This is a genomic window from Bradyrhizobium sp. 62 (assembly GCF_023073035.1).
Classification (GTDB): domain Bacteria; phylum Pseudomonadota; class Alphaproteobacteria; order Rhizobiales; family Xanthobacteraceae; genus Bradyrhizobium.
On sequence record NZ_JADPIT010000032.1, the window covers coordinates 616,506 to 637,435 of the forward strand.

The following is a 20,930-nucleotide window of genomic DNA, read 5'->3' on the forward strand; positions in this document are numbered from 1 at the left end:
GAGCTGGCCGAGCGACGCCAGCTTCTCGGTCTGGACCAGCCGGTCCTGGGCTGCGCGCAAATCGTCGAGCGATTTGGCGAGGTCCCGGGTACGATCCTGCACCTCGTTGAACAGGCGCGTGTTCTCGATGGCGATCACGGCCTGGTCGGCAAAGGTCTTGAGCAGGGCGATCGCCTTGTCCGGGAAAGGACCGGCCTCCGGCCGCGTCACGCCGATGGTGCCGATCGCGACGCCGTCGCGCAGCATCGGGATCACGAGGATGCTGCGATAACCTCGCGTCCGCGCCAGCTCTCTCATGGCGTCCGTGAGGTCGGGCTCGTTCTGCATGTCGCTGCGGGATGCGAACTCTCCGCTTCTTGCCACCCGGCTGTGAATGCCGGATGCCGACAGCGGCGCCGGGAACGAGCTGAGCAGCTCTTCATTGCCGGCTTCGTTGTCGGTGCTGAAGGCGGCCAGGTGCAGCAGGCCGTCGATGACGCGCGTGACGGTGGAGGAATGTCCGCCGACCAGGGACTTGGCGCTATCGGAGATCGCCTGGAACACCGGCGTCACATCCGCGGGCGAGGCCGCGATCACCTTGAGGATGTCGGCGGTCGCGGTCTGCCGTTCCAGCGCCTCCCTCGTGGTATTGAACAGGCTGACATTCTTGATCGCGATCACCGCCTGGTCGGCGAAGGTCTGCAACAGCCGCACGTGGTGCTCGCCGAACGCGCCGGTCGCGCGTCGCGTGGCGATGATGACGCCGATGGCCTCACCGTCGCTCATCAAGGGCGCGAACAGCATGCTGCGGTAGCCGCGGGCGCGCGCGATGTCGCGGGCCGCCGGTTCGACCTCGGTGTCGGGCAATTGCGCCGCCACCCCATCGGCCACGAGCCGGTAGGGCGGGAACTGCGCGAATGGCACCGGGAACGAGGACTGCAGCACGCGATCACCGGCCGGATCGGTCGGCGTGAACGCCGCAAGGTGCGCGGCGCCGCCGATGTAGCGCAGCACCGCCGTGGAGAAGCCGCCGATCAGCCGGTTGGCGTTGGCGGCGATGGCGTCGAACACCGGCTGTACGTCGGACGGCGAGGCGGCCATCACTTTCAGGATGTCGGCGGTGGCGGTCTGGCGCTCCAGCGTCTCGCGCGTCTCGTTGAACAGCCGCGCATTCTCGATCGCAATCACCGCCTGATCGGCAAAGGTCTGGAGCAGCTGGACGAGGTCGGTTGCGAACGCGCCGGGCTCGGCGCGCGTGACGCTGATCATGCCGACTGGCGTCCCCCGGTTCATCAACGGCATGAACAGCACGCTGCGGAAGCCGCGCAGCCGCGCGAGATTCCGGTTCAGCTCCGGGACCTCCGCGGCTTCGCTATCTGGAAACTGGATCGTCTCGCCGCCACGCACCAGCGCGAAGGTCGGAAAGTCGGAAATCTTGCGCGGGAACGACGCCTTGAGCCCTTCGTCCGCCTCGGGGCTGGTTGGTGTGAACGCCACGAGGTGGAGCTCGTCCTCGATGAACTGAAGCACGGTGGCGGAGAAGCCGCCGAGCAAGCGCCTGGAGCTGGACGCAATCGCCTCGAAGACCGGCCGGGTATCGGAGGGAGAGGCCGCGATGGTGCGCAGAATCCTGGCGCTGGCGTTCTGACGATCGCGCGCAATCGCGAGCTCGCTGCGAAGCTGCGCGTTCTCGGCTGTGGCCGCCTGTAACAGGCGCTTGAGTTCCGCGATGTCGTTGGAAGCGGCGGTCATTCGCAATCCGGATTGATGCTGCGACAAGCGCGGCACCAGGGCGGATTATCACATCTCCTGCGGCCGGAGCCAGCGTCCGCGACAGCGAGTTTTGCTGCCTGAATCCGGCCAGCTTTATGTGCCCGGCCGAGACACCTCGGTCTCCTTGCTGGTGATGAACTCCAGCAGCACGGGAACGCCTTCCTGCGTCTTCTGGATGCCGCGCCTGATCGCGGGGATGATGTCCTCAGGTCTTGTCACCCGCTCGCCATAGCCGCCGAAGGCGCGCGCCATCGCGGCGTAGTCGCCGGAAATGTCCGTCGACCGATACTTCTCGGTCGAGACCGGCATCACCTTCAATTCGATCGCCATCGAAAAATTGTTCAGCAGGATCGACATGATCGGGATGCGCTCGCGCACCGCGGTCTCGAAATCCATTCCGGTGAAGCCGATCGCCGCGTCGCCCCAGACATTGATGCAGAGCTTGTCGGGCTTTGCGAGCTTGGCGCCCATGGCCAGCCCAAGGCCGTAGCCGAGCTGCGTCGTCTTGCCCCAGCCGAGATAGGTGAGGGGCTCGACCGACTTCCAGAACGGCGAGAGCTGGTCTCGCGGGCTGCCGGCATCGTGGGTGATGATGGTGTTGCCGATGTCGACGGTGTGCTGCAGGTCCCACAGCACGCGATAGGGACTCAAGGGCGCGTCATTGCTGGTGAGCTTCGGCATCCATTTCGCCAGCCACTCCTTGTGCGAGGCCGCGATCTCGGCCGCGACCACCGAGGCGTCGCGATCCGCGGTGACGGTCTTGCCGATCTCCTCCAGCAGCGCATCGAGCACGAGCCCGGCATCGCCGACGAGGCCGATCCTGGCTTCGACGTCCTTGTTGAGGTGGTTCGGATCGAGTGTGGAGTGGATGATGGTTTTGTCTTTCGGCATCGCGATGCCGAAGCTTGTTTCAGTGAAGGAGCAGCCGATGCCGAAAATGACGTCGGCCTCGGCCAGGAACTTCGGCACCGCGCGCGGCACCGCAAGGCCGCCGGAGCCAAGCGAGAGCGGATGCGTCTCCGGGAAGGACGATTTGCCCCCAAGGCTGGTGGTGACGGGAATGGCGAGCCGTTCGGCCAGCCGTTTCAGTTGTGGCCACGCCTGCGCGTAATGCACGCCCTGGCCGGCATAGATCACCGCGCGCTTGGCGTTGACGAGCAGGTGGGCGGCCTCCTTCACATGAACAGGGTCCGCCCCATAGCGGGTGCGCAGCACAGGCGTGTAGTTCAGCGGCTCCGGTACATCTTCGTTCCACATGTCCGCGGGGATCTCGACGATGACAGGCCCGCCTCGGCCGTTCTTCAGCTTGGTGAAGGCGCGCCGAAAAATGTTGGCGACCTCGGCGGCAAGGATGATCGGTTCGGACGATTTCGAAAACGCCTTCATCGCCTCGCTGGAATTGAAGTTCGGCTCGATATGCGCAAGCCTGCGTTGATAGCCCATCGGCAGCACCAGCACGGGAACGGATTCGCCGTAGCATTGCGCGACGCCGCCCATCGCGTTCTCCGCGCCGGGCCCATGCTGCATGCAGAACGCGCCGATCGAGCGTCCCGATGTCACCCGCGAGATCGCATCCGCCATGTGGATGCCGACGCGCTCCTGCCGCACCATCACCGGCCTGATATCGGCCTTGGCCGCATGCTCGATCAGATGGTTGACCGGATAGCCGCAGAGGATCTCGATCCCCTCGCGCTTCATGATTTCCGCAATCGCGGTGCCGAGCTTCATGGCGTCTCTCTCCCTGGGCGGGCCGGTTGCTCCGGCTGATTGGGGAGAGAGGATCAGGAAATTGGCGGAGGGTAAAGCGTGAGCGCGTGAGAGCTGCGGTAGGTCTGCCATGCAGCGAGCTGCCGTAGCCCGGATGGAGCGCAGCGCAATCCGGGGCCGTGCCACCGGATATCCCCGCGACGAATTTCGCCGCGCTCCATCCGCTCGGTCCGCTACTTGCAGCTTTGGCAGATCCTCAGCTTGCGTTTCAACGCCTCGTCTTCTTGATCGATTAATTGCTCAGCGGCGCCTTTAGCACCCGGGTCGGCCCTGGAGCCCGTCGCCGTGCGTGACCTCACAGGCGGGACCACCTGATGCGATGTGTCGTTGTCGTCGCCAGTGCCTACGCTGAAGCCATCGTAGTCGGCGGCTGGGTTCGGCGCCGATGGAAGCCCGCCGATCACCGGCGGCGAAGCTTCTTTGATGGATGCTGCCGGCGGAGGTCTGGAATTTTTGGCGCCCGCGTGCGACGGCGATCCATTGGGCGGAGAAAGCGAAACCGGCGGTGCGGCCGAAGTCTGTCCTCTCGCGCCGTCCTGCGACCAGACGCCGACAAAGACGAGGCTGAAAGCCAAGAGCATCACGCTTCTCATCCGCATCCTTGCAGCTGTGGTTGGTCGATTGACAGTATGAAGGGTATCAGGACCCGCATGGTCGTCAAAGCGCCGCAGCCCGGATTTCGCAGCCGGGAGTATGGTTCACAAAGGGTGACCGGCCCGCCGCGCACTCCCCAGCCGCCGTGAACGTCAAAGAGGAATTTAACCCTTGGGCCCTAACTTGCGCTCGCCATGAGTGAACAGGCCGTCCACAGCGAGGTTCAACCGTTTTCGGCGCGCGCGGCGCTCCCCTGGCTGGTGAGCCTTGGCGTCTATGTCCTGCTGCTGATCCTAGGACCGCGGCTGCTCAATGATCCCGACACCTATTCGCACATCGAGGTCGGGCGCTGGATCATCGCGCACGGCACGCTGCCGGCGAGCGACCCATTTTCTTTTTCGAGGCACGGCGCCCCCTGGATCACCTTCGAATGGCTCTCGGAGATCATCTACGCCGGAGCCTACGCGCTTGCCGGCTGGCAGGGCGTCCTCGTCGTCGGCGCCGCGGCGATAGCGCTCGCCTTCGGCCTGTTCACGTTCTTCCTGCTGCGCGAGCTTTCGCCGGCCCAGACGCTGCTCATGGTGATCGCGGCCGTGATCCTGTTGGCGCCGCATATGCTGGCGCGGCCACACGTGCTGGTGCTGCCGCTGATGGTGACCTGGGCGGCTGCCCTGGTACGCTGCATGGATCGTGGAGGGCCCCCGCCGTATTGGGCCCTTCCGCTGCTGGTCGTGTGGGCCAATCTGCACGGCAGTGTGGTGCTGGCGCTTGGGCTGATCGGCCCCGCGGGGCTCGAGGCGCTGCTGCGCGAGAAGCGCAGCGAATGGCCGCGCGTATTCCTGCGTTGGCTTCCATTCACCGCGCTTGCGGTCGCTGCGTCCTGCCTGACGCCCTACGGGCCGGATCCGCTGCTGATGCCCCTGACCACGCTCGGCCTCGGCCCCGCGCTCGGTTGGATCGCGGAATGGCGGCCGCAGGATTTCAGCCACATAGGCTTCTTCGAGTTGCTGCTGCTGGCCGGCATCTTCGCGCTCTCGCGCGGCGTGACACTGCCGGTCGTGCGGGCCTTGGTCGTGATCGGCTTGCTGCATTTCGCGCTGGCCCAGATCCGCAATGCGGATCTGCTGGCCATGCTGGCGCCGCTCTATCTGGCGGCTCCGCTGGGGCGGAAGTTCGGCGGACCGATTGCGGAAGATGCTGCCGGCTCGTCGCGCGGCCTGAACCTGGCCGCGCTCGGTGTGTTGATCGCGGTGAGCGGGGCGACGCTGGCCCGTGACATACGGCCGGCTCCGGCCATTACCCCTCAGGCTGCCGTCACTGAAGCCAAGCTCGCCACGACGGGGCACGTGCTCAACGACTATTCCTTCGGTGGCTATTTGATCTTTGCCGGCATTCCCATCTTTATCGACGGTCGCGGTGAACTGTACGGGGGAGCGTTCATCAACCGCTACAATCGCGCCCTGGCGCTGGTCGACCTCGGCGACTTTCTGAAGTTGCTCGACGAATACAACATCGGCGCGACGCTGCTCGCGCCGGGGACGCCGGCGATAGCGATGCTGGACCGGCTACCCCAATGGCAACGCGTCTACAGCGACGACGTGGCGGTCGTGCACAAGCGGCGAGATATGCCGCAAAGATAGATCAAGCGGTCCCGAAGGCGGCGTATTGGCCGCCGAGCGGCACGCCGCTCAGGGTCGCTTCGAGGCGCCGCGCGGGCTTGGTGTCCCAGGGCAGCAGCAGGAAATGGCGCGCACCGATCTCGCGCAAGCCGCCGGCAGCCATCAATTTTCGGGCTTTGCCCGCCCCGAGCAAGACGGCGTCCCGATCGAACTCACAACGCGCGACGGCAAGGCGGGTCAGCGGGTTGTACGGATTGTGCTCGATGACGCAGACGAGTCCACCGGGGCGGGTCACGCGCCGCATCTCCGCGATGAATTGCGCCCATTCAGCCGGCACGACGTGGTGCATCACGCAGACGGCCGTGACCAGATCGAAGCTGGCATCGTCGAATGGAAAGGTGCGGCCGTCAAACTCACGGTAGTCGACCCTGCCATTGTCAGCGCGTGCCTGCGCCAGGCTGGCCGAAGAAACGTCGATGCCGCTCAAGCGGCCGACCATGCCGTGCAGCAGCGGATGAAGGCTGCCGACGCCGCAGCCGACGTCCAGCATGTCGGGCCTCTCCGTGTCGAGCCGCCGCGCGATCAGATTGCCCAGCAGATCGGCCTTGGCGCGCATGAAGAAATGATGCGGCAAGCCGGAGAAGTCGATCGAGGATTGGACCACGTCACGGTAGTTGTCGTGATAACCGTCGAAGAGTTCGGTCATGCGCTGGGTCACTCGTTGACGGCGTGGATCGCGGGTGCGGCTGCCGCCTCGTTGCGGTCGAAGCCGGCGCGTGTCTGCACCACATAGAGCGGACGCCGTTTCACCTCGGCATGGATGCGGCCGACGTAAAGCCCCACGATGCCCGTCATCAGCATATTCATTCCACACAGCAGGGACACGACGACGATCGTCGAGGACCAGCCGGTCACGAGATGACTGTCGTTGCTGAGCCACAACAGGATCACCCAGCCGCCATAGAGCAGTGCCAGACCCGAGACGGTCAATCCGCACCAGATTGCGAGCCGCAAGGGCAGATCGGAAAAGCCGAGCGCGGCGTTCGTCGCGAGCCGCACCATCTTGAACAGCGGATATTTGGTCTCGCCCGCTGCACGCTCCAGGCGGTGGAAGGTGACCTCGGCCTGCCGGAAGCCGAGCCATGCGATCATGCCGCGTACGAAGCGGTCCTGCTCCGGCATCTGCCGAAGCGCGTCGAGCACCTTGCGATCGATCAGGCGGAAGTCGCCGACATCGGCGGGGATGCCGACCGAGGACATCCTGCCGAGAAGCCGGTAGAACAGATGCGCAGTCGCGCGCTTGAATCGGCTTTCGCCGTCGCGCGACAGGCGGCGGGCGTGGACGATGTCGTTGCCTTCCTGCCATTTTGCGATCAATTGCTCGATCACTTCGGGCGGATCCTGCAAATCGGCATCCATGACGATGATCGCTTCACCTTGCGCGGCGTCCATGCCGGCGGTGATGGCGATCTGATGCCCGAAATTTCGCGACAGGCCGATATAGCGAAAGCGCGGGTCGCGCGTGGCGAGTGCCTGTAGCACGATCGAGCTGGAATCACTGCTGCCGTCGTCGACGAAGATTGCTTCTGCCGGCCCGTCGAGCCGGGACAAGACCAGGTCGAGCCTGCGCAGCAGCACCGGCAACACGGCTTCCTCGTTGAACACGGGGATGACGAGGCTGTAGCGGATCGACTGGAAATTGGCCGCCATGCGAGAGAGTCCAACTCGTTGCAGGAGCGGAAGTCTATGCCGGTGGTGGTTAAGGTCGCCTTGCCACAACCATTAAGGATATGGGGCGCCGTGGCGGCTTCCAATGAGGCGGGTGCGGATGGTGATACCCGATTAACCACGCTGGGCAGCGCTTCGGCCTAGGACTTCGGCCTAGGACTTGCGGCGGATCTTGTAGAGAACAAATCGCTCCGAGGTGTCCAGCGCTTCCAGTAGATCCGGCAGCGGGTTTGCGACCTTCGGCCCGAGGACGTAGAGATAGTCGTAATCCTGGTGCCAGGTGCTGACGAACGGCGGAACGCCAGCCGGCGGCCGGCTTGCCGCAATCGCGGTAAGCACGCCGAGCGGCACCGGCCCCCCGTAGGGAATGGCAAGACGGCGCACGTCCTCGCGGGGCCGTACGGGCTGCTTGCCCGCTTCCGTGAATAGATTGGGCACGAACGCGTTGGCATAGTGCACGGCCAGCGTCGGCGCATAATACATCGGATACGAGGTGAGGTCGGCGAAGGGCGGGTCTCCATTGTCGTCCGTGCTGGCGACGAGGATGCGCGAACCGCGATCGATCTTGTGGAACGATGCGACGATGGCCGCATAGTCGGTGCGGTAAGGCAGCCAGACCGCGAGCACGACAGCGAGATTGATCAGTATGACGCTACTGACCGCGGCGAGCGCTGCCATTCCCCATGCCCGGCTGGGCAGCGTCAGCGAGCAGAAAGCCGGCAGGATCAGAGCCGCAGCGGGGATCACGCGCAGGTCGACGAACGAGGTTCCGAACAGCTTCGAGGGAATGACGACATAGAGCAGCGCGAAGCCGATCGCGAGCCAGCTTCCGGCTGCTTCGAGCTTGAGGACGCCGCGTCTTGCGGCGAAGAACAGCGAGATCATCAGCGTCAGTCCGGTCGCCGCCGCGACCGTCAAATTGTAGCCGTTCATGATGCGCAACGGCCAGATCGGTTTGAATCCGAAGAACCAGTTCGTTCCTTCGCTTCCGATCGATCCCGCGGTCATGCGCATGATCCCAAACAGGGCAAGCGCCGGCATGGCCAACGCGGCGAGCCGCGCGGCGGCGACACCGTAAGATATTCGTCCATGGCGGATGCGCGAGAGCTCGTAAAGGCCGAGCGTCGCGCCGTAGATGCCGAGGGAGAAGAAATGCGCCGCAAACAGCGCTGCGACGAAGACCATGTTGACGACGAAACGCAGTGGCCATCGGCGTTCCGCGAGCATCAGATAGAGCGCGATGCCGCAGAGAGCGAGGCCCAGTCCGAACTCGAAATTCACGAAACCCCAGCTGAAAGGCAGACAGTAAAGGAAAGCGAGCGCCGCAAAGCCGGCGAGATGGACCCGTCCCTTCCGGGCCCATTCGAGCAAAAGCGCGCCTCCGACGATCAGCAATTGGCTCAGGAGCAGAAACAGCCGCGTGGCATTCTCGAGGCTGATCAGCCGCGCCATTTGCGGGACCAGCAGATCCATTCCAAGGTTAGGATAGAATGCCCAGGCCACTTCGTAATACGGATTGGCATTGGGAGTGCCGTTCTGGCTCAAAATGTACATCCGGGCGAGGTGATTGGGATAGTCGACCATCGCGGGGATAGGCATCAGCAGCACCGGAAGAAACGACAGGGCCGCCAGGACAGCAAGAACGGTGATCGCCACCGATTGGTCCGAGCCAAGACGAGCCCGGATTGTCGAGGTCGGCTTGTCGGAAGGAATCATGTCATAGGGCCGCTGGAGTTTGAGCTTACGCTCTACGACGGCGCAACCGCACGACACAACGCCATAATGTGAACTTCGCGAAAATCAAGCTGGGGTCGCCGCCGCATCGGAAGGAGGAGCCCGTCATCCGGCGCGCTGCACGCGGACTCGTGCTGATGAGATTGCGGCGCGCCGGCTATGCCGGCTACTTCACCGCCGCGCTGATCGAGTTGAATTTGCCGCTCAGGAGTGCACCGCCCGTGTTGTTCACGGCCGTGATGATCGCGAGTGCGATGCCCGTGGCGATCAGACAATACTCGATGGCGGTGGCACCATTTTCGTCGGCAAGAAATGACTTGAGCAAAGTCATCGTCAACTCCTGTTCATCCGTCCAACCTAGGCTGGTGCCGTTTTCGGAATGTTAAATTGATTCACTAATTTTTCGCGGGCGCGTCAAAACGCAGGTGGATGGTCCTCGCCTGCCGTTTGATATGGTGTCATCGATTGACTTAAGGTTTCGTCACCCAATTCGGACGCATTTGGCGATGTCGTCGTCGTGTCCTCAGGACGATATTGGGCGTTTCGGCGCGGCCTTGCCGGGGCGTTTCAGCACTATCGCCAGACGTCCGACCAGATAGCTGACCACGGACGGCTGCGCCCGCGCGGAGCTGCCGGCGAGGCTTTCTTCCTCGGCCGCGTCGTTGACGATGCCGATGTAGTTCTTTCTGGCGTCCTGCTGCTGCACGAGCCTGCAACCCCGGGTTCAATCGAGGGCGACCATGCTGCGCTGAGCGGGAAGCGTCGGTTAATTTTGTCTTCCGTAGGATTACGTGCCGCCCCCGCGACTGCGGGCAGACGCTGAAAGCGCGGGCTTGGCTTAACGGATTGTTGAGCCTGTTCTCGACCGGGGTGCAAAGCTCAGTCGCGCCGAGCGTCCGCATTCAGCGCCCGCAACACCGCGATGCGGGCGAACATCATCCAGCCGCCGCCGGTCTCGGCCGCGTTGATCAGGGTTTCGATCGCGGTCTGCCAGTGGCTCGCATGCTGCGTATCCTCGGGCAGTCGCATGATGTGATCGGCAGCTTCTTGCAGCGTCCGGAGCTTGCGCCCGCCACGTAACGAAATGGGGTCGTCGAACGCGGTCGACCAGGGCATGTCAGGTCGGCCGGTCGACGAGGGGAGGCATCACGGCGTCGTCGCTGTGCGATGGTTCTAGCCGGCCTTCTTCGCCCGCGCCGGCGCGCGCACTGGCTTGTCGGCCTTCTTGGGAGCGGCTTTCGCAGCGTCCTTGCCGCCCTTGCCGGCGATCGGCAGCAGCATCTCGCGCTGGCCTTCGACGCGCTTCTTCGGCTTCTTGCCCTTGACGGCGTCCTTGGTCACCTTCGCCGCAGGGCTTGCGTCCTTCTCGTTCGCGATGCTCTTCTTCAGCGCGTCCATTAGGTTGATAACGTTGCCGCCGGTCTTGGGCGCGGCCTTTGCTGCGATGGGCGCGCCGCTACGCTTTTTGTTGATGAGGTCGATAAGCGCGGTCTCGTAATGGTCCTCGAACAGCTCGGGCTCGAACGCGCCGGACTTCTTCTCGACGATGTGCTTTGCAAGGTCGAGCATGTCCTTGGTCAGCTTCACGTCCTGGATGTCGTCGAAATAGTCCTTCTCGCCACGCACCTCATAAGGGTAGCGCAGCAGCGTCCCCATCAGGCCGCTCCCGAGCGGCTCCAGCGCGATGATATGCTCGCGGTTGGTCAGCACCACGCGGCCGATCGCGACCTTGTCCATGCTCCGGATCGTCTCGCGGATCACCGCAAAGGCGTCATGGCCGACCTTGCCATCGGGCACGAGATAATAGGGGCGGATCAGATAGCGGCTGTCGATGTCGGTCTTCGGTACGAACTCGTCGATCTCGATCGTGTGGGTGGAGTCCAGCGCGATGTCGTCGAGCTCGTCCTTGGTGACCTCGATATAGGTGTCGGTGTCGACCTTGTAGCCCTTGACGATGTCCTCCGAGGTCACCTCGTCACCGGTCTCGGCGTCGACCTTGAGGTACTTGATCCGGTGGCCGGTCTTGCGGTTGATCTGGTTGAACGAGACCTTCTCGGTATCCGAAGTGGCTGGATAGAGCGCGACCGGGCAGGTCACGAGCGACAAACGCAGAAAACCCTTCCAATTGGCGCGGGGGGCCATGGGCTACTCCAAACGCAACGGGGACAGAAGACGAAGATACCATCGGGGAACAACGAATCATAGCAAGGCGGATTGCTGAATCTTGCAACTGCGTTAACCGGCCGCCCGGTGCGCGGGTGCAACCTGATCAGGCCGCAAAGGCCGGAACATCATATCCCATCATGCGTTGCCACGAGACATTCCGCCGCGAGCAGTCGCGGCCATCCGACGCGACAGCCAGAATTGAGGTCACCATGGCAACCACGCGAGACCAACGTCAGATCGTGGAAACTCCGACCGAGGCGCGCCAGGGCGAGCCTGGGCCGTCGGTGGCGGCGCTGCTCGCCATATCCACCGGGCTTGCGATCCTGATCCTCGCGGTCATCTGGTTCGTGTTCTTCCGGACCTGATCGGCAGATCGACCGGACGGTTCGCACCTTCCGACTCGCCGCATAACGCGGCACATTGCGCCCGCCAGGCCGTCGGTTCGTCCGGTGGCTTGGCGGGCGCAATGCGTTTAGCGCGAGCAGGTCGGATATGACCAAAAAGTAACGCGGCCGGTTCCCCGCGTTCATATTCAGTTCACGCCGGAATTGCTCATCTGTGCGGGTGTTCATGCGGCCTAATTCTGGAGAGAAGCGTGCGCCTGCTCGTCGTTGAGGACGACCCCGATCTCAATCGCCAGCTCACCAAGGCGCTGACCGACGCCGGCTATGTCGTCGATCGCGCCTTCGACGGGGAGGAGGGGCATTATCTCGGTGACAACGAGCCCTACGATGCCGTGGTGCTCGACATCGGCCTGCCGAAGAAGGACGGCATCTCGGTCCTGGAAGCCTGGCGGCGCAACGGCCGCACGATGCCGGTCCTAATCCTCACCGCGCGCGATCGCTGGAGCGACAAGGTCCAGGGCTTCGATGCCGGCGCCGACGACTACGTCGCAAAGCCGTTCCACCTGGAGGAGGTGCTGGCGCGCATCCGCGCGCTGCTGCGCCGCTCCACTGGCCACGCCCAAAGCGAGCTGAGCTGCGGCCCCGTCACGCTCGATACCAGGACCGGCCGGGTCAGCGTATCGGGCAATCCCATCAAGATGACGTCGCACGAATATCGGCTTCTGGCCTACCTGATGCATCATTCGGGGCGCGTCGTGTCCCGCACCGAGCTGGTCGAGCATCTCTACGACCAGGACTTCGACCGCGACTCCAACACCATCGAGGTCTTCGTCGGCCGCATCCGCAAGAAGCTCGACGTCGACATCATCCAGACTGTCCGCGGCCTCGGCTATCTCCTGACCCCGCCGCCCCCCGGCGCTTGAAGCGTGGTGTCTCGAACGATCTTGTCTAGACGTATCTTGGCTTGACGGGCGGCCCGGCAGAGGCCTTGTTCGGGTCATGAGTTCCGACGCCATGCCACCCCGCGCCTCCGGGATCATTCCGATGCCCGCCAGCTCGCTCGCGAACCGCCTGTTCCTGTCGGCGACCGCGTGGCTCGTGGTGATCCTGGCCATCACCGGCGTGGTGCTGTCGTCGGTCTACAAGAACGCCACCGAGCGCGCCTTCGACCGCCGGCTCAATCTCTATCTCCGCACACTGATCGCCGAGGTCGCCACCCCCGACGAGCCGCCGGACCGCCAGTTCCAGTCGCTCGGCGAGCCTCTGTTCGAGCTGCCGTTGTCCGGCTGGTACTGGCAGATCACGCGGACCGACCCCGAAAAGCCGGAGGTGCGCTCGTCGCGCTCGCTCTGGGACAAGAAGCTGCCGAAGCTTGAAGAGCAGGGCACCGAGCTTACCGCCGCCGGCATCCGGATCGCTTATGTCGACGGTCCGGAGGGACAGAACCTGCGCATGGTGGAGCGGCCGGTCGATCTCGGCGCGGACGGCAAATTTCTCGTCAGTGTCGCCGGCGACGACACGGAGATTTTCGACGAGACGCGCAGTTTCGACTACTATCTCGGCGGCACCTTCACCGCGCTCGGCATCGTGTTGCTGCTGACCACCGTGTTCCAGGTCCGCTTCGGTCTCGCGCCGCTCAAGCGCATCTCCGAATCCATCGCCGACATCCGGTCCGGGCGGGCGGAGCGGCTCGAGGGCGAGTTCCCGGTCGAGATCGCGCCGCTGGCGCGCGAGACCAACGCGCTGATCGACGCCAATCGCGAGATCGTCGAGCGCGCCCGCACCCATGTCGGAAACCTCGCTCATGCCATCAAGACGCCGCTCTCGGTCATCGTGAACGAGGCCGGCGCGCATCCCGCCGATCCGTTCGCGGCAAAGGTGATGGAGCAGGCGGACGTGATGCGCGACCAGGTTGCCCATCATCTCGAGCGCGCGCGCATCGCGGCGCGGGTCTCGGTCGTCGCGACGGTGACGGAGGTTGCACCGGCCATCGAGGCATTGCGGCGGACCATGGAGAAGATCCACCGCGGCCGCGGCATCGTGGTCGAGGCCGAGGCTGATCCGTCGGCGAAATTTCGCGGCGAGCGGCAGGATCTGGAGGAGATGGTCGGCAATCTCGTCGACAACGCCTGCAAATGGGCGGCCTCGCGGGTCTTCGTCGAAGTTCTGGTGGAAGCGCCGCATCAGGCGAGCACCGGTCCGCGGCTGCATATCATCGTCGACGACGACGGCCGCGGCCTGTCGGAGGCCGAGCGTACCCAGGTCTCACGGCGCGGCCAACGGCTCGACGAGTCCAAGCCCGGATCGGGGCTGGGGCTGTCGATCGTGACCGAGCTCGCCGCGCTCTACGGCGGCAGCCTCTCACTCGGCCGCGCGCCGACCGGGGGCTTGCGGGCGGAGCTGGTCCTCCCCGGAATATAATCCCTTGTTCCGACGCGACTATTTGACCTGCAGAAGCACACCGATCCGGACGAAACCAGGGGTATTCGGAGCGACTTCCTAAACGGCTTCTTAAGCGGGCCCACCTATGATCGAGCAGGACGGATCCCACGTTCGCCATTTTACCGTTCATTACCCGGGCGCATGAGCCAGACATCGATCGAGCGGCTGAGGGAATATCTCGCGCAGCTCCCGCCGCAGGCGCAGGCACTGCTGATGCGGGAGTTCGAGCGCGCGCTCGAGCGCGGCCAAGACACGGCCGTGGCGACCCTCGTGCTCGACCAGCTGCGCAAGATTGTCCGCAAGACGGAAGCCGAGGAAGCAACACCGCCGCGCACGGACGATCTGTCGCGGCTACTGTTCCAGGTACTGGAACCATTCCTGGTCGAAGCAGGCGCCCCGATCCGGGCCGGGCAGATCCGCCGCTCTTCCCTGGCTCCGATCTGGCAATGGCTCGGCCGCGACGGTGCTCCGGCCAAGCTGAGCGAATTCGAGGCGGCGCTGGCGCGCATGCCGGCCGACAGTGCAGGGCAGGTCGAAGCGCTGGCCTCGAAGCTCCAGGCGGTCGCCGCGGATGCCATCTTCGAGCTGACGGGGCCGGGCGGGGGTGACAAATCGCGTGCGCTCGCCCGCGTCGGTCCGCCCAACGTGATCGAGGATCTCTATTCGACCGGGGCGGTCCTCGCGGTCCGCGAGGCTATCGGCACCCTGAACGAGAAGCTGCCGCGCTCTTTGCGCGCCTTCGGCGATGCCCAGATCGCCTCGGTGACTGCCGCGCTCAACATTCCCGTCCTCCAGACGCCGCAGATGCTGCCCTTCGCGCTCTCGATGGTCGTGCAACGGATGACCGCGCCGTGGCAGATCATCCGCCTCGCCATCAAGATTGCCGCGTCCGACGACGAGATCCGTGTCGCGGCAACGCCCTATGGAGTCGCCGTCACGATAGCGCTGCATGATCTGTCCTGCGTGGCCGCCATCCTGCGCATGGACATCAAGCGCGGCCATTTCGACAATGTCGCCGGCAATCTCAAGACGCTGCACGACGGCGTCCGGGGCCTGCGTACCGAACTCGACCTGCGCAACGATTCCGCCTGGGGCAAGCAGTTGACCTCGATCCGGGCCGACATCTCCAACGCGCTGCAATCCGAGATCGACAGCGTTCCCGGCCGCGTCCGCCGCATCCTGCGCCAGCGCGCCGAGAAGGACATTCCGCCGGGCGCGCGGATCGACAGCACCGAGGTCGAGGAAACCGTGGCGCTGATCGATTTCGTCGCGACCTGTCGCAACTATGCGAGCGAGCTTGCGATCAACGAGGTGACACTGCGCACCTATTCCGACCTGCAGCAATATGTCGAGCGTTCAACCGAGCAGCTGGTGCAGTCGCTGCGCGGCGCCGATCACAAGGTCCGCACCTATCGGCAGCAGCAGGTGCAGGCCGCGATCCGCTTCTGCCAGGTGCTGTTCGGCGATGATTATGCTTCGCTGATGAGCCGCGCCGCGGAGAACGCGGCCACGGGCGAGCGCAAATCGTCGCGCGCGAGCTGATCCAGGCGCATATTTCAGTAGTCACAATTTCAGGTTGACGATGCCGATGTCGGGCCGTACGGTCGCCGTGCAAGTTGATATTTCTATCTGTGGGCGCATGAAATCCGTTATCAGTTCCATCGAAATCGAGAATCGCGTCGTCGTTGCCAAATATCAAAGGTTGATGGTCGGCGCGAAGGTGGTGCTGGTCGAGAAGGCAAGCGGTCGGCAGCTTCCTGAGACGGTCACCAGGGTTGCATCGCCCGTTCCGGTCGGGGCGTTGCGCATCAGATTGCCCGACGCTATCGAGCCGGGAACATACTTCCTGAAGGCCTTCAACGGGCATGGCGAGGACGCCGCTCAAAGCGCGGACTTCGAGATCGGCTAAGCCGTTGGATTTTCACCATTTCGGGACTGTGCGCGGTCGCGCCGAATTGACAATTGTCAATTGCCGCATCGTCCGGCCGTGGTGTAAAGCCACCTGTGGGCGCGACTTGCGCGCTGCCGGAAGCTTGCCAGATGATGCTATGGTTCGTGTTCGCGCTGATGACGGTCGCGGCGACCTTCGCCGTGCTTTTGCCGCTCGGCCGTAGCGGACGCGCGCAAAATGAGGGCAGCGAGGTCGCGGTCTACAAGGACCAACTCGCCGAGATCGAGCGTGATCTTGCCGCAGGGCTGATCGCTGCGCCCGAAGCCGAGGCCGCGCGCGTCGAGGTCAGCCGCAGGCTGCTCGCCGCGGCCGGCAGCGAGCCCGCAACGGCGCCGAAATCCAGCCTCAAATGGCGCCGCGCGGCGGCCGTGCTGGCGCTTGCCGGCCTGCCGCTGGTTGCGATCAGCGTCTATGTGCCGCTCGGCTCGCCCAGGCTCCAGGACTTTCCACTGGCGCAGCGGGAGCGCGGATCCGGGTCCGGCATGGCGCAGTCGCTCGAAAATCTGGTCGTCCAGGTCGAGCAACATCTGGAAAAGAATCCGACCGACGGGCGCGGCTGGAACGTGATCGCGCCCGTGCTGGAGCGGCTTGGCCGCTTCGATGACGCCGTGCGGGCCTATCGCAACTCGCTCACCTACAATGGCGAGAGCGCGGAACGCCGGTCCGATCTCGGCGAAGCGATCTCGGCCGCCGCCGGCGGCGTCGTGACCGCCGAGGCCAAGACCGAGTTCGAGCGCGCGCGGGCGCTCAGCGCTGACGACCCCAAGGCGAACTATTTTCTCGGTCTCGCCGCCGAGCAGGACGGCCGCAAGGACGATGCCGCCAACATCTGGCGCGCGCTGCTGGCGAAAGCGCCGGCGGATGCGCCGTGGCGCCCTCTGGTGCAGACCTCGCTCGCCCGGGTCGGCGGCGGTGGCGCTACGATGCCGGCGCTGTCGGATGAAACCCTCGCAGCTTCCAAGGACATGAAAGAGGGCGATCGCAACGCGATGGTTCGCGGCATGGTCGAACGGCTCGCCACGCGCCTCAAGCAGAACGGCGACGACGTCGAGGGTTGGCTGCGCCTGGTGCGCGCCTATCTCGTGATGGGTGATCGCGACAAGGCGGTGGGGGCATCGACCGATGCCCGCCAGGCGGTTGCCAACGATGCAGCGCGGTTGCGCCAGCTCGATGAAGGCCTCAAGACACTCGGGCTCGACGGATGACGATGTCAGGACGAGACGGGCAGGGAATGGATACGCCATGACGCGCAAGCAGCGACGTATGACCATCATCGGCGGCTCGCTTGCCGTGCTCGCGCTCGCCGCCGCGCTGGTGCTCAACGCACTGCGCGACTCCATCGTGTTCTTCTCGACGCCGACCATGGTCGCCGAGAAGCACGTTGCGCCCGGCAAGCGGTTTCGCCTCGGCGGCCTGGTGCAGCCCGGCTCGCTCCAGCGCGGCGACAATCTCGCAGTGACCTTCGAGGTCGCCGACGGCGGCGCAAAGCTTCCGGTCGCCTTCAAGGGCATTTTGCCCGATCTGTTCCGGGAAGGGCAGGGCGTCGTCGCCGAAGGCGCGCTCGACGCCGATGGCGTGTTCAAGGCCGACACTGTGCTCGCCAAGCACGACGAAACCTACATGCCCAAGGACGTCGCCGATGCCCTGAAGAAGCAGGGGCACTGGAAGGATGACTACGGCGCCAAGGCTTATGATGGCGTCAAGGCTTCCGATAGCGTCAAGCCCGCGGCCACGACCGCGCAGGGCAATCCGCAGGGAGCAGTGCGGTGATCGCGGAGTCAGGACATTACGCGCTGGTGCTGGCGCTCGGATTGGCACTGATCCAATCCATCGTGCCCCTGATCGGTGCGCGGCTGCGCGATGATGCGCTGATGAATGTGGCGCGCTCCACTGCGCTGGCGCAGCTTCTGTTCGTCGGTGCGTCGTTCATCGCATTGGTGATGCTGCACGTAGAGTCGGATTTCTCGGTCGCGAACGTCTACGAGAATTCCCACTCCATGAAGCCGCTGCTCTACAAGATCACCGGCGTGTGGGGAAACCATGAAGGTTCGATGCTCTTGTGGGTGTCGATCCTCGCGCTGTTCGGCGGATTGGTCGCGGCCTTCGGCAACAATCTGCCGCTGTCGTTGCGCGCGCATGTGCTGGCCGTACAGGCGTGGATCGCCAGCGCCTTCTATCTCTTCATCCTGGTGACCTCCAACCCGTTCCTGCGCATCGCCAACCCGCCGATCGAGGGACGCGATCTCAATCCGGTGCTTCAGGACATCGGTCTCGCCGTGCATCCGCCAATGCTCTATCTCGGCTATGTCGGCTTCTCGATCTCGTTCTCCTTCGCGATCGCGGCGTTGCTGGAGGGGCGGATCGACGCCGCGTGGGCGCGCTGGGTGCGGCCGTGGACGCTGGTCGCCTGGATCTTCCTGACCCTCGGTATCGCCATGGGCTCGTACTGGGCCTACTACGAACTGGGTTGGGGCGGCTGGTGGTTCTGGGACCCGGTCGAGAACGCCTCGTTGATGCCGTGGCTTGCCGGAACAGCGCTGCTGCATTCGGCTCTGGTGATGGAGAAGCGCAACGCGCTGAAGGTCTGGACCATCCTCTTGTCGATCCTGACCTTCTCGCTGTCGCTGCTCGGCACCTTCCTGGTGCGCTCGGGGGTCATCACCTCGGTGCATGCCTTCGCGACCGATCCAACCCGCGGCGTGTTCATTCTCCTGATTCTCTGCCTGTTCATCGGGGGCAGCCTGTCGCTGTTCGCGGGGCGCGCGACGTCGTTGAAGCAAGGCGGCCTGTTTGCGCCGATCTCGCGCGAGGGTGCGCTGGTGCTGAACAATTTGCTGCTCACGGTCGCCTGCGCGGTGGTGCTGTTCGGCACGCTCTATCCGCTGGCGATGGAGATGCTCGCCGATTTCAAGATGTCGGTCGGTGCTCCCTTCTACAATCTCACCTTCGCCCCGCTGTTCACGCTGTTGCTGCTCGCCGTGCCGTTCGGGCCGATGCTGGCATGGAAACGCGGCGATCTGCTTGGCGTCACCCAACGTCTGCTCGCGGCCGGCGTTGCCGGGCTTGTCGCCGTTGCCATGGTTTGGGGCTGGGCGCTCGGCGGCAGCGCGCTGGCGCCATTGGCAATCGGACTTGGCGTCTTCGTCATTGCCGGCGCTGCGACGGATTTGGCCGAACGAACCGGCTTATTCCGCCTGCCGTTCGCGACGACGCTGCATCGTGCCCGCGGTCTGCCGCGCTCGGCCTGGGGCTCGGTATTTGCGCATGCCGGCCTCGGCGTCGCGCTGATCGGAATCGTCTGCGAGACCACCTGGAACAGCGAATATATCGCCACGATGAAGCAGAACGACGTCGCCCATGTCGCCGGCTATGACGTCAAGCTGGACGGCCTGTTTCAGCGCCAAGGGCCGAACTTCCACGAGATGATCGCCGAATTCAACGTCAGCCACGACGGCGAGAAGCTCAGCGTGATGACGCCGTCCAAGCGCAGCTTCACCACCCGCGGCTCCTCGACCACCGAGGCCGCGCTGCTGACGCGTGGCGCCAGCCAGCTCTACATCTCGCTCGGCGACGCCACTGCCGAGGGTGCCATTGCCGTGCGCATCTATCACAAGCCGCTGGTGCTGCTGATCTGGTGGGGGCCGGTGCTGATGGCGTTCGGCGGCGTGCTGTCGCTGTCGGACCGGCGCCTGCGGGTCGGTGCGCCAAAACCGGCGCGGGCCAAGCAGCGCCTGCAGCCGGCGGAGTGATCTGATGCGTCGAATGATGGTCGCGTTCGTCGCACTGATGCTGCTGGCCTTGCCTGCGGCGCATGCCGTGCAGCCCGATGAGATCATGTCGGACCCTGTGAAGGAGTCGCGTGCACGCGACTTGTCGCGCGAGCTGCGCTGCATGGTCTGCCAGAACCAGTCGATCGACGATTCCGATGCGCCGCTCGCGCGCGATTTGCGGCTCCTGGTGCGCGAGCGCATCGCGGCCGGCGACAGCAATTCGCAAGTGCTCGATTTCCTGGTCGCGCGCTACGGCGAGTTCGTGCTGCTCAAGCCGCGCTTCGAGCGCCAGAACATGCTGCTGTGGCTGCTCGCGCCGCTGCTGCTGCTTGGCGGCGGCCTGGCGCTATGGCTTCAAATCCGCCGGCGCTCGCGAAGTGGTGCAGACCTACCGGCTCCGCCGCTCACGCCCGACGAGGAAGCGCGGCTCGCCGCATTGATGGCGGATGAAGCCAAATCGCGCTAGCTACGTTGCCGCGCATCGAGCCGGCACTGCGCGGGCGTTCCTGGAACCTCGTTAAGTTCCTGCCGGTTCACACTTTCGGCCGCGATAAACTGCCGCATCCGCATCCGCGTTCATTACAAAAGTTTAACCCCGCCGCCAGCGCACGGTAAGGCGGCAGCCCCCATCTTCAGGTTCGTAAGGTGCCGCGTCAGGCGCCAAATGGATTTCAAGGCCCTGGAGATCTCTGCATGACCGACCGTTCCGACCTCTCGCACCTTCCGTCCTACCGGCAGCCCCGCCGATCCGTTTTCTCGGCCCGCAAGATCGCGCTGATGGCCTCGGTCGTCGCCGGCCTCGGCGCCGCCGTCTACGGCTTCGGCACGTCGACCTCGCCGGCCGACCTGTTCTCGAGCCCGGCGCATGCACAGGTCAACAACGAGGTCCGCAAGGTCGAACGCCCGATCGGTTTCGCCGACATCGTCGAGCGCGTGAAGCCGTCGGTGATCTCGGTGAAGGTCAACATCAAGGAAAAGACCGCGAGCAATGATGATGGCGATGACGCGCAGTCGCCGTTCCAGCCGGGCTCGCCGATGGAGCGGTTCTTCCGCCGCTTCGGCG

General features: G+C 64.6%; 20 protein-coding genes and 1 pseudogene. 11 read left to right on the top strand and 10 right to left on the bottom strand.

From position 1 onward, the window contains the following. The 3 genes from IVB47_RS32275 to IVB47_RS32285 form a co-directional block, all read right to left on the bottom strand. On the bottom strand, positions 1 to 1,731 hold a 1,731-nt coding region (locus IVB47_RS32275), incomplete at its 3' end, for a GAF domain-containing protein (RefSeq protein ID WP_247467555.1). A 114-nt stretch (positions 1,732 to 1,845) separates the two neighbouring features. Next, entirely contained in the window at positions 1,846 to 3,591 is a 1,746-nt protein-coding gene (locus tag IVB47_RS32280) for a thiamine pyrophosphate-requiring protein (protein ID WP_256467940.1), read from the bottom strand. Between the two features lie 101 nt (positions 3,592 to 3,692). Continuing rightward, positions 3,693 to 4,112 (bottom strand): hypothetical protein, encoded by a 420-nt coding sequence (locus IVB47_RS32285; RefSeq protein WP_247432964.1) that lies wholly within the window; start codon positions 4,110 to 4,112, stop codon positions 3,693 to 3,695. A gap of 195 nt (positions 4,113 to 4,307) precedes the next feature. Here IVB47_RS32285 and IVB47_RS32290 point away from each other — a divergent pair, with 195 nt between their 5' ends. Continuing rightward, positions 4,308 to 5,753: a hypothetical protein gene (locus tag IVB47_RS32290; RefSeq protein ID WP_247467557.1), complete on the top strand. Its 1,446-nt coding sequence runs from the start codon at positions 4,308 to 4,310 to the stop codon at positions 5,751 to 5,753. Position 5,754: 1 nt separating this feature from the next. Here the strand turns inward: IVB47_RS32290 and IVB47_RS32295 are convergent, their stop codons facing one another. The 7 genes from IVB47_RS32295 to IVB47_RS32325 all read right to left on the bottom strand — a co-directional run bounded on the left by IVB47_RS32295 (position 5,755) and on the right by IVB47_RS32325 (position 11,336). Further along, the gene (locus IVB47_RS32295) at positions 5,755 to 6,438 is read right to left on the bottom strand and encodes a class I SAM-dependent methyltransferase (protein WP_247467560.1); all 684 of its coding nucleotides are present in this window, start codon (positions 6,436 to 6,438) and stop codon (positions 5,755 to 5,757) included. A gap of 8 nt (positions 6,439 to 6,446) precedes the next feature. Next, positions 6,447 to 7,442, bottom strand: a complete 996-nt coding sequence (locus tag IVB47_RS32300; protein WP_247407615.1) for a glycosyltransferase family 2 protein — start codon at positions 7,440 to 7,442, stop codon at positions 6,447 to 6,449. Between the two features lie 171 nt (positions 7,443 to 7,613). Further along, positions 7,614 to 9,176, bottom strand: a complete 1,563-nt coding sequence (locus IVB47_RS32305) for a hypothetical protein (RefSeq protein ID WP_247467563.1) — start codon at positions 9,174 to 9,176, stop codon at positions 7,614 to 7,616. Between the two features lie 184 nt (positions 9,177 to 9,360). Beyond that, a complete protein-coding gene (locus IVB47_RS32310) occupies positions 9,361 to 9,525 on the bottom strand; it encodes a Flp family type IVb pilin (protein WP_027516964.1) in 165 nt (54 codons plus the stop codon). A gap of 192 nt (positions 9,526 to 9,717) precedes the next feature. After that, on the bottom strand, positions 9,718 to 9,900 hold the full coding sequence (locus IVB47_RS32315; protein WP_247467565.1) for a hypothetical protein: 183 nt from the start codon (positions 9,898 to 9,900) through the stop codon (positions 9,718 to 9,720). Positions 9,901 to 10,073: 173 nt separating this feature from the next. Beyond that, complete coding sequence (locus IVB47_RS32320; RefSeq protein WP_027569115.1) at positions 10,074 to 10,310, bottom strand: hypothetical protein; 237 nt, start codon at positions 10,308 to 10,310, stop codon at positions 10,074 to 10,076. A gap of 57 nt (positions 10,311 to 10,367) precedes the next feature. After that, entirely contained in the window at positions 10,368 to 11,336 is a 969-nt protein-coding gene (locus IVB47_RS32325) for a Ku protein (RefSeq protein WP_247467567.1), read from the bottom strand. Positions 11,337 to 11,569: 233 nt separating this feature from the next. Here IVB47_RS32325 and IVB47_RS32330 point away from each other — a divergent pair, with 233 nt between their 5' ends. The 10 genes and pseudogenes from IVB47_RS32330 to IVB47_RS32375 all read left to right on the top strand — a co-directional run. Beyond that, positions 11,570 to 11,725, top strand: coding sequence for a hypothetical protein (locus tag IVB47_RS32330; RefSeq protein WP_007593402.1), 156 nt, complete (start codon positions 11,570 to 11,572; stop codon positions 11,723 to 11,725). A 230-nt stretch (positions 11,726 to 11,955) separates the two neighbouring features. After that, complete coding sequence (locus IVB47_RS32335; RefSeq protein WP_027569117.1) at positions 11,956 to 12,627, top strand: response regulator transcription factor; 672 nt, start codon at positions 11,956 to 11,958, stop codon at positions 12,625 to 12,627. A gap of 121 nt (positions 12,628 to 12,748) precedes the next feature. Beyond that, a complete protein-coding gene (locus IVB47_RS32340; RefSeq protein ID WP_247467570.1) occupies positions 12,749 to 14,125 on the top strand; it encodes a sensor histidine kinase in 1,377 nt (458 codons plus the stop codon). Between the two features lie 162 nt (positions 14,126 to 14,287). Beyond that, positions 14,288 to 15,688, top strand: coding sequence for a hypothetical protein (locus tag IVB47_RS32345; RefSeq protein ID WP_247467572.1), 1,401 nt, complete (start codon positions 14,288 to 14,290; stop codon positions 15,686 to 15,688). A 97-nt stretch (positions 15,689 to 15,785) separates the two neighbouring features. Then, on the top strand, positions 15,786 to 16,055 hold the full coding sequence (locus IVB47_RS32350; protein ID WP_007593394.1) for a hypothetical protein: 270 nt from the start codon (positions 15,786 to 15,788) through the stop codon (positions 16,053 to 16,055). A 131-nt stretch (positions 16,056 to 16,186) separates the two neighbouring features. Beyond that, on the top strand, positions 16,187 to 17,302 hold the full coding sequence (gene ccmI / locus IVB47_RS32355; RefSeq protein ID WP_247359840.1) for a c-type cytochrome biogenesis protein CcmI: 1,116 nt from the start codon (positions 16,187 to 16,189) through the stop codon (positions 17,300 to 17,302). 37 nt (positions 17,303 to 17,339) lie between these two features. Further along, positions 17,340 to 17,867 (top strand): cytochrome c maturation protein CcmE, encoded by a 528-nt coding sequence (gene ccmE / locus IVB47_RS32360; RefSeq protein WP_027569121.1) that lies wholly within the window; start codon positions 17,340 to 17,342, stop codon positions 17,865 to 17,867. Next, positions 17,864 to 19,846 carry a heme lyase CcmF/NrfE family subunit gene (locus IVB47_RS32365; protein ID WP_027569122.1) on the top strand — a complete coding sequence of 661 codons (1,983 nt, stop codon included), beginning with the start codon at positions 17,864 to 17,866 and terminating at the stop codon, positions 19,844 to 19,846. Before ccmE ends, IVB47_RS32365 begins: the two co-directional genes overlap by 4 nt. A 4-nt stretch (positions 19,847 to 19,850) precedes the next feature. Then, entirely contained in the window at positions 19,851 to 20,333 is a 483-nt protein-coding gene (locus tag IVB47_RS32370; protein WP_247467574.1) for a cytochrome c-type biogenesis protein, read from the top strand. Positions 20,334 to 20,560: 227 nt separating this feature from the next. After that, positions 20,561 to 20,930, top strand: a pseudogene (locus tag IVB47_RS32375) (serine peptidase); the annotation flags it as partial.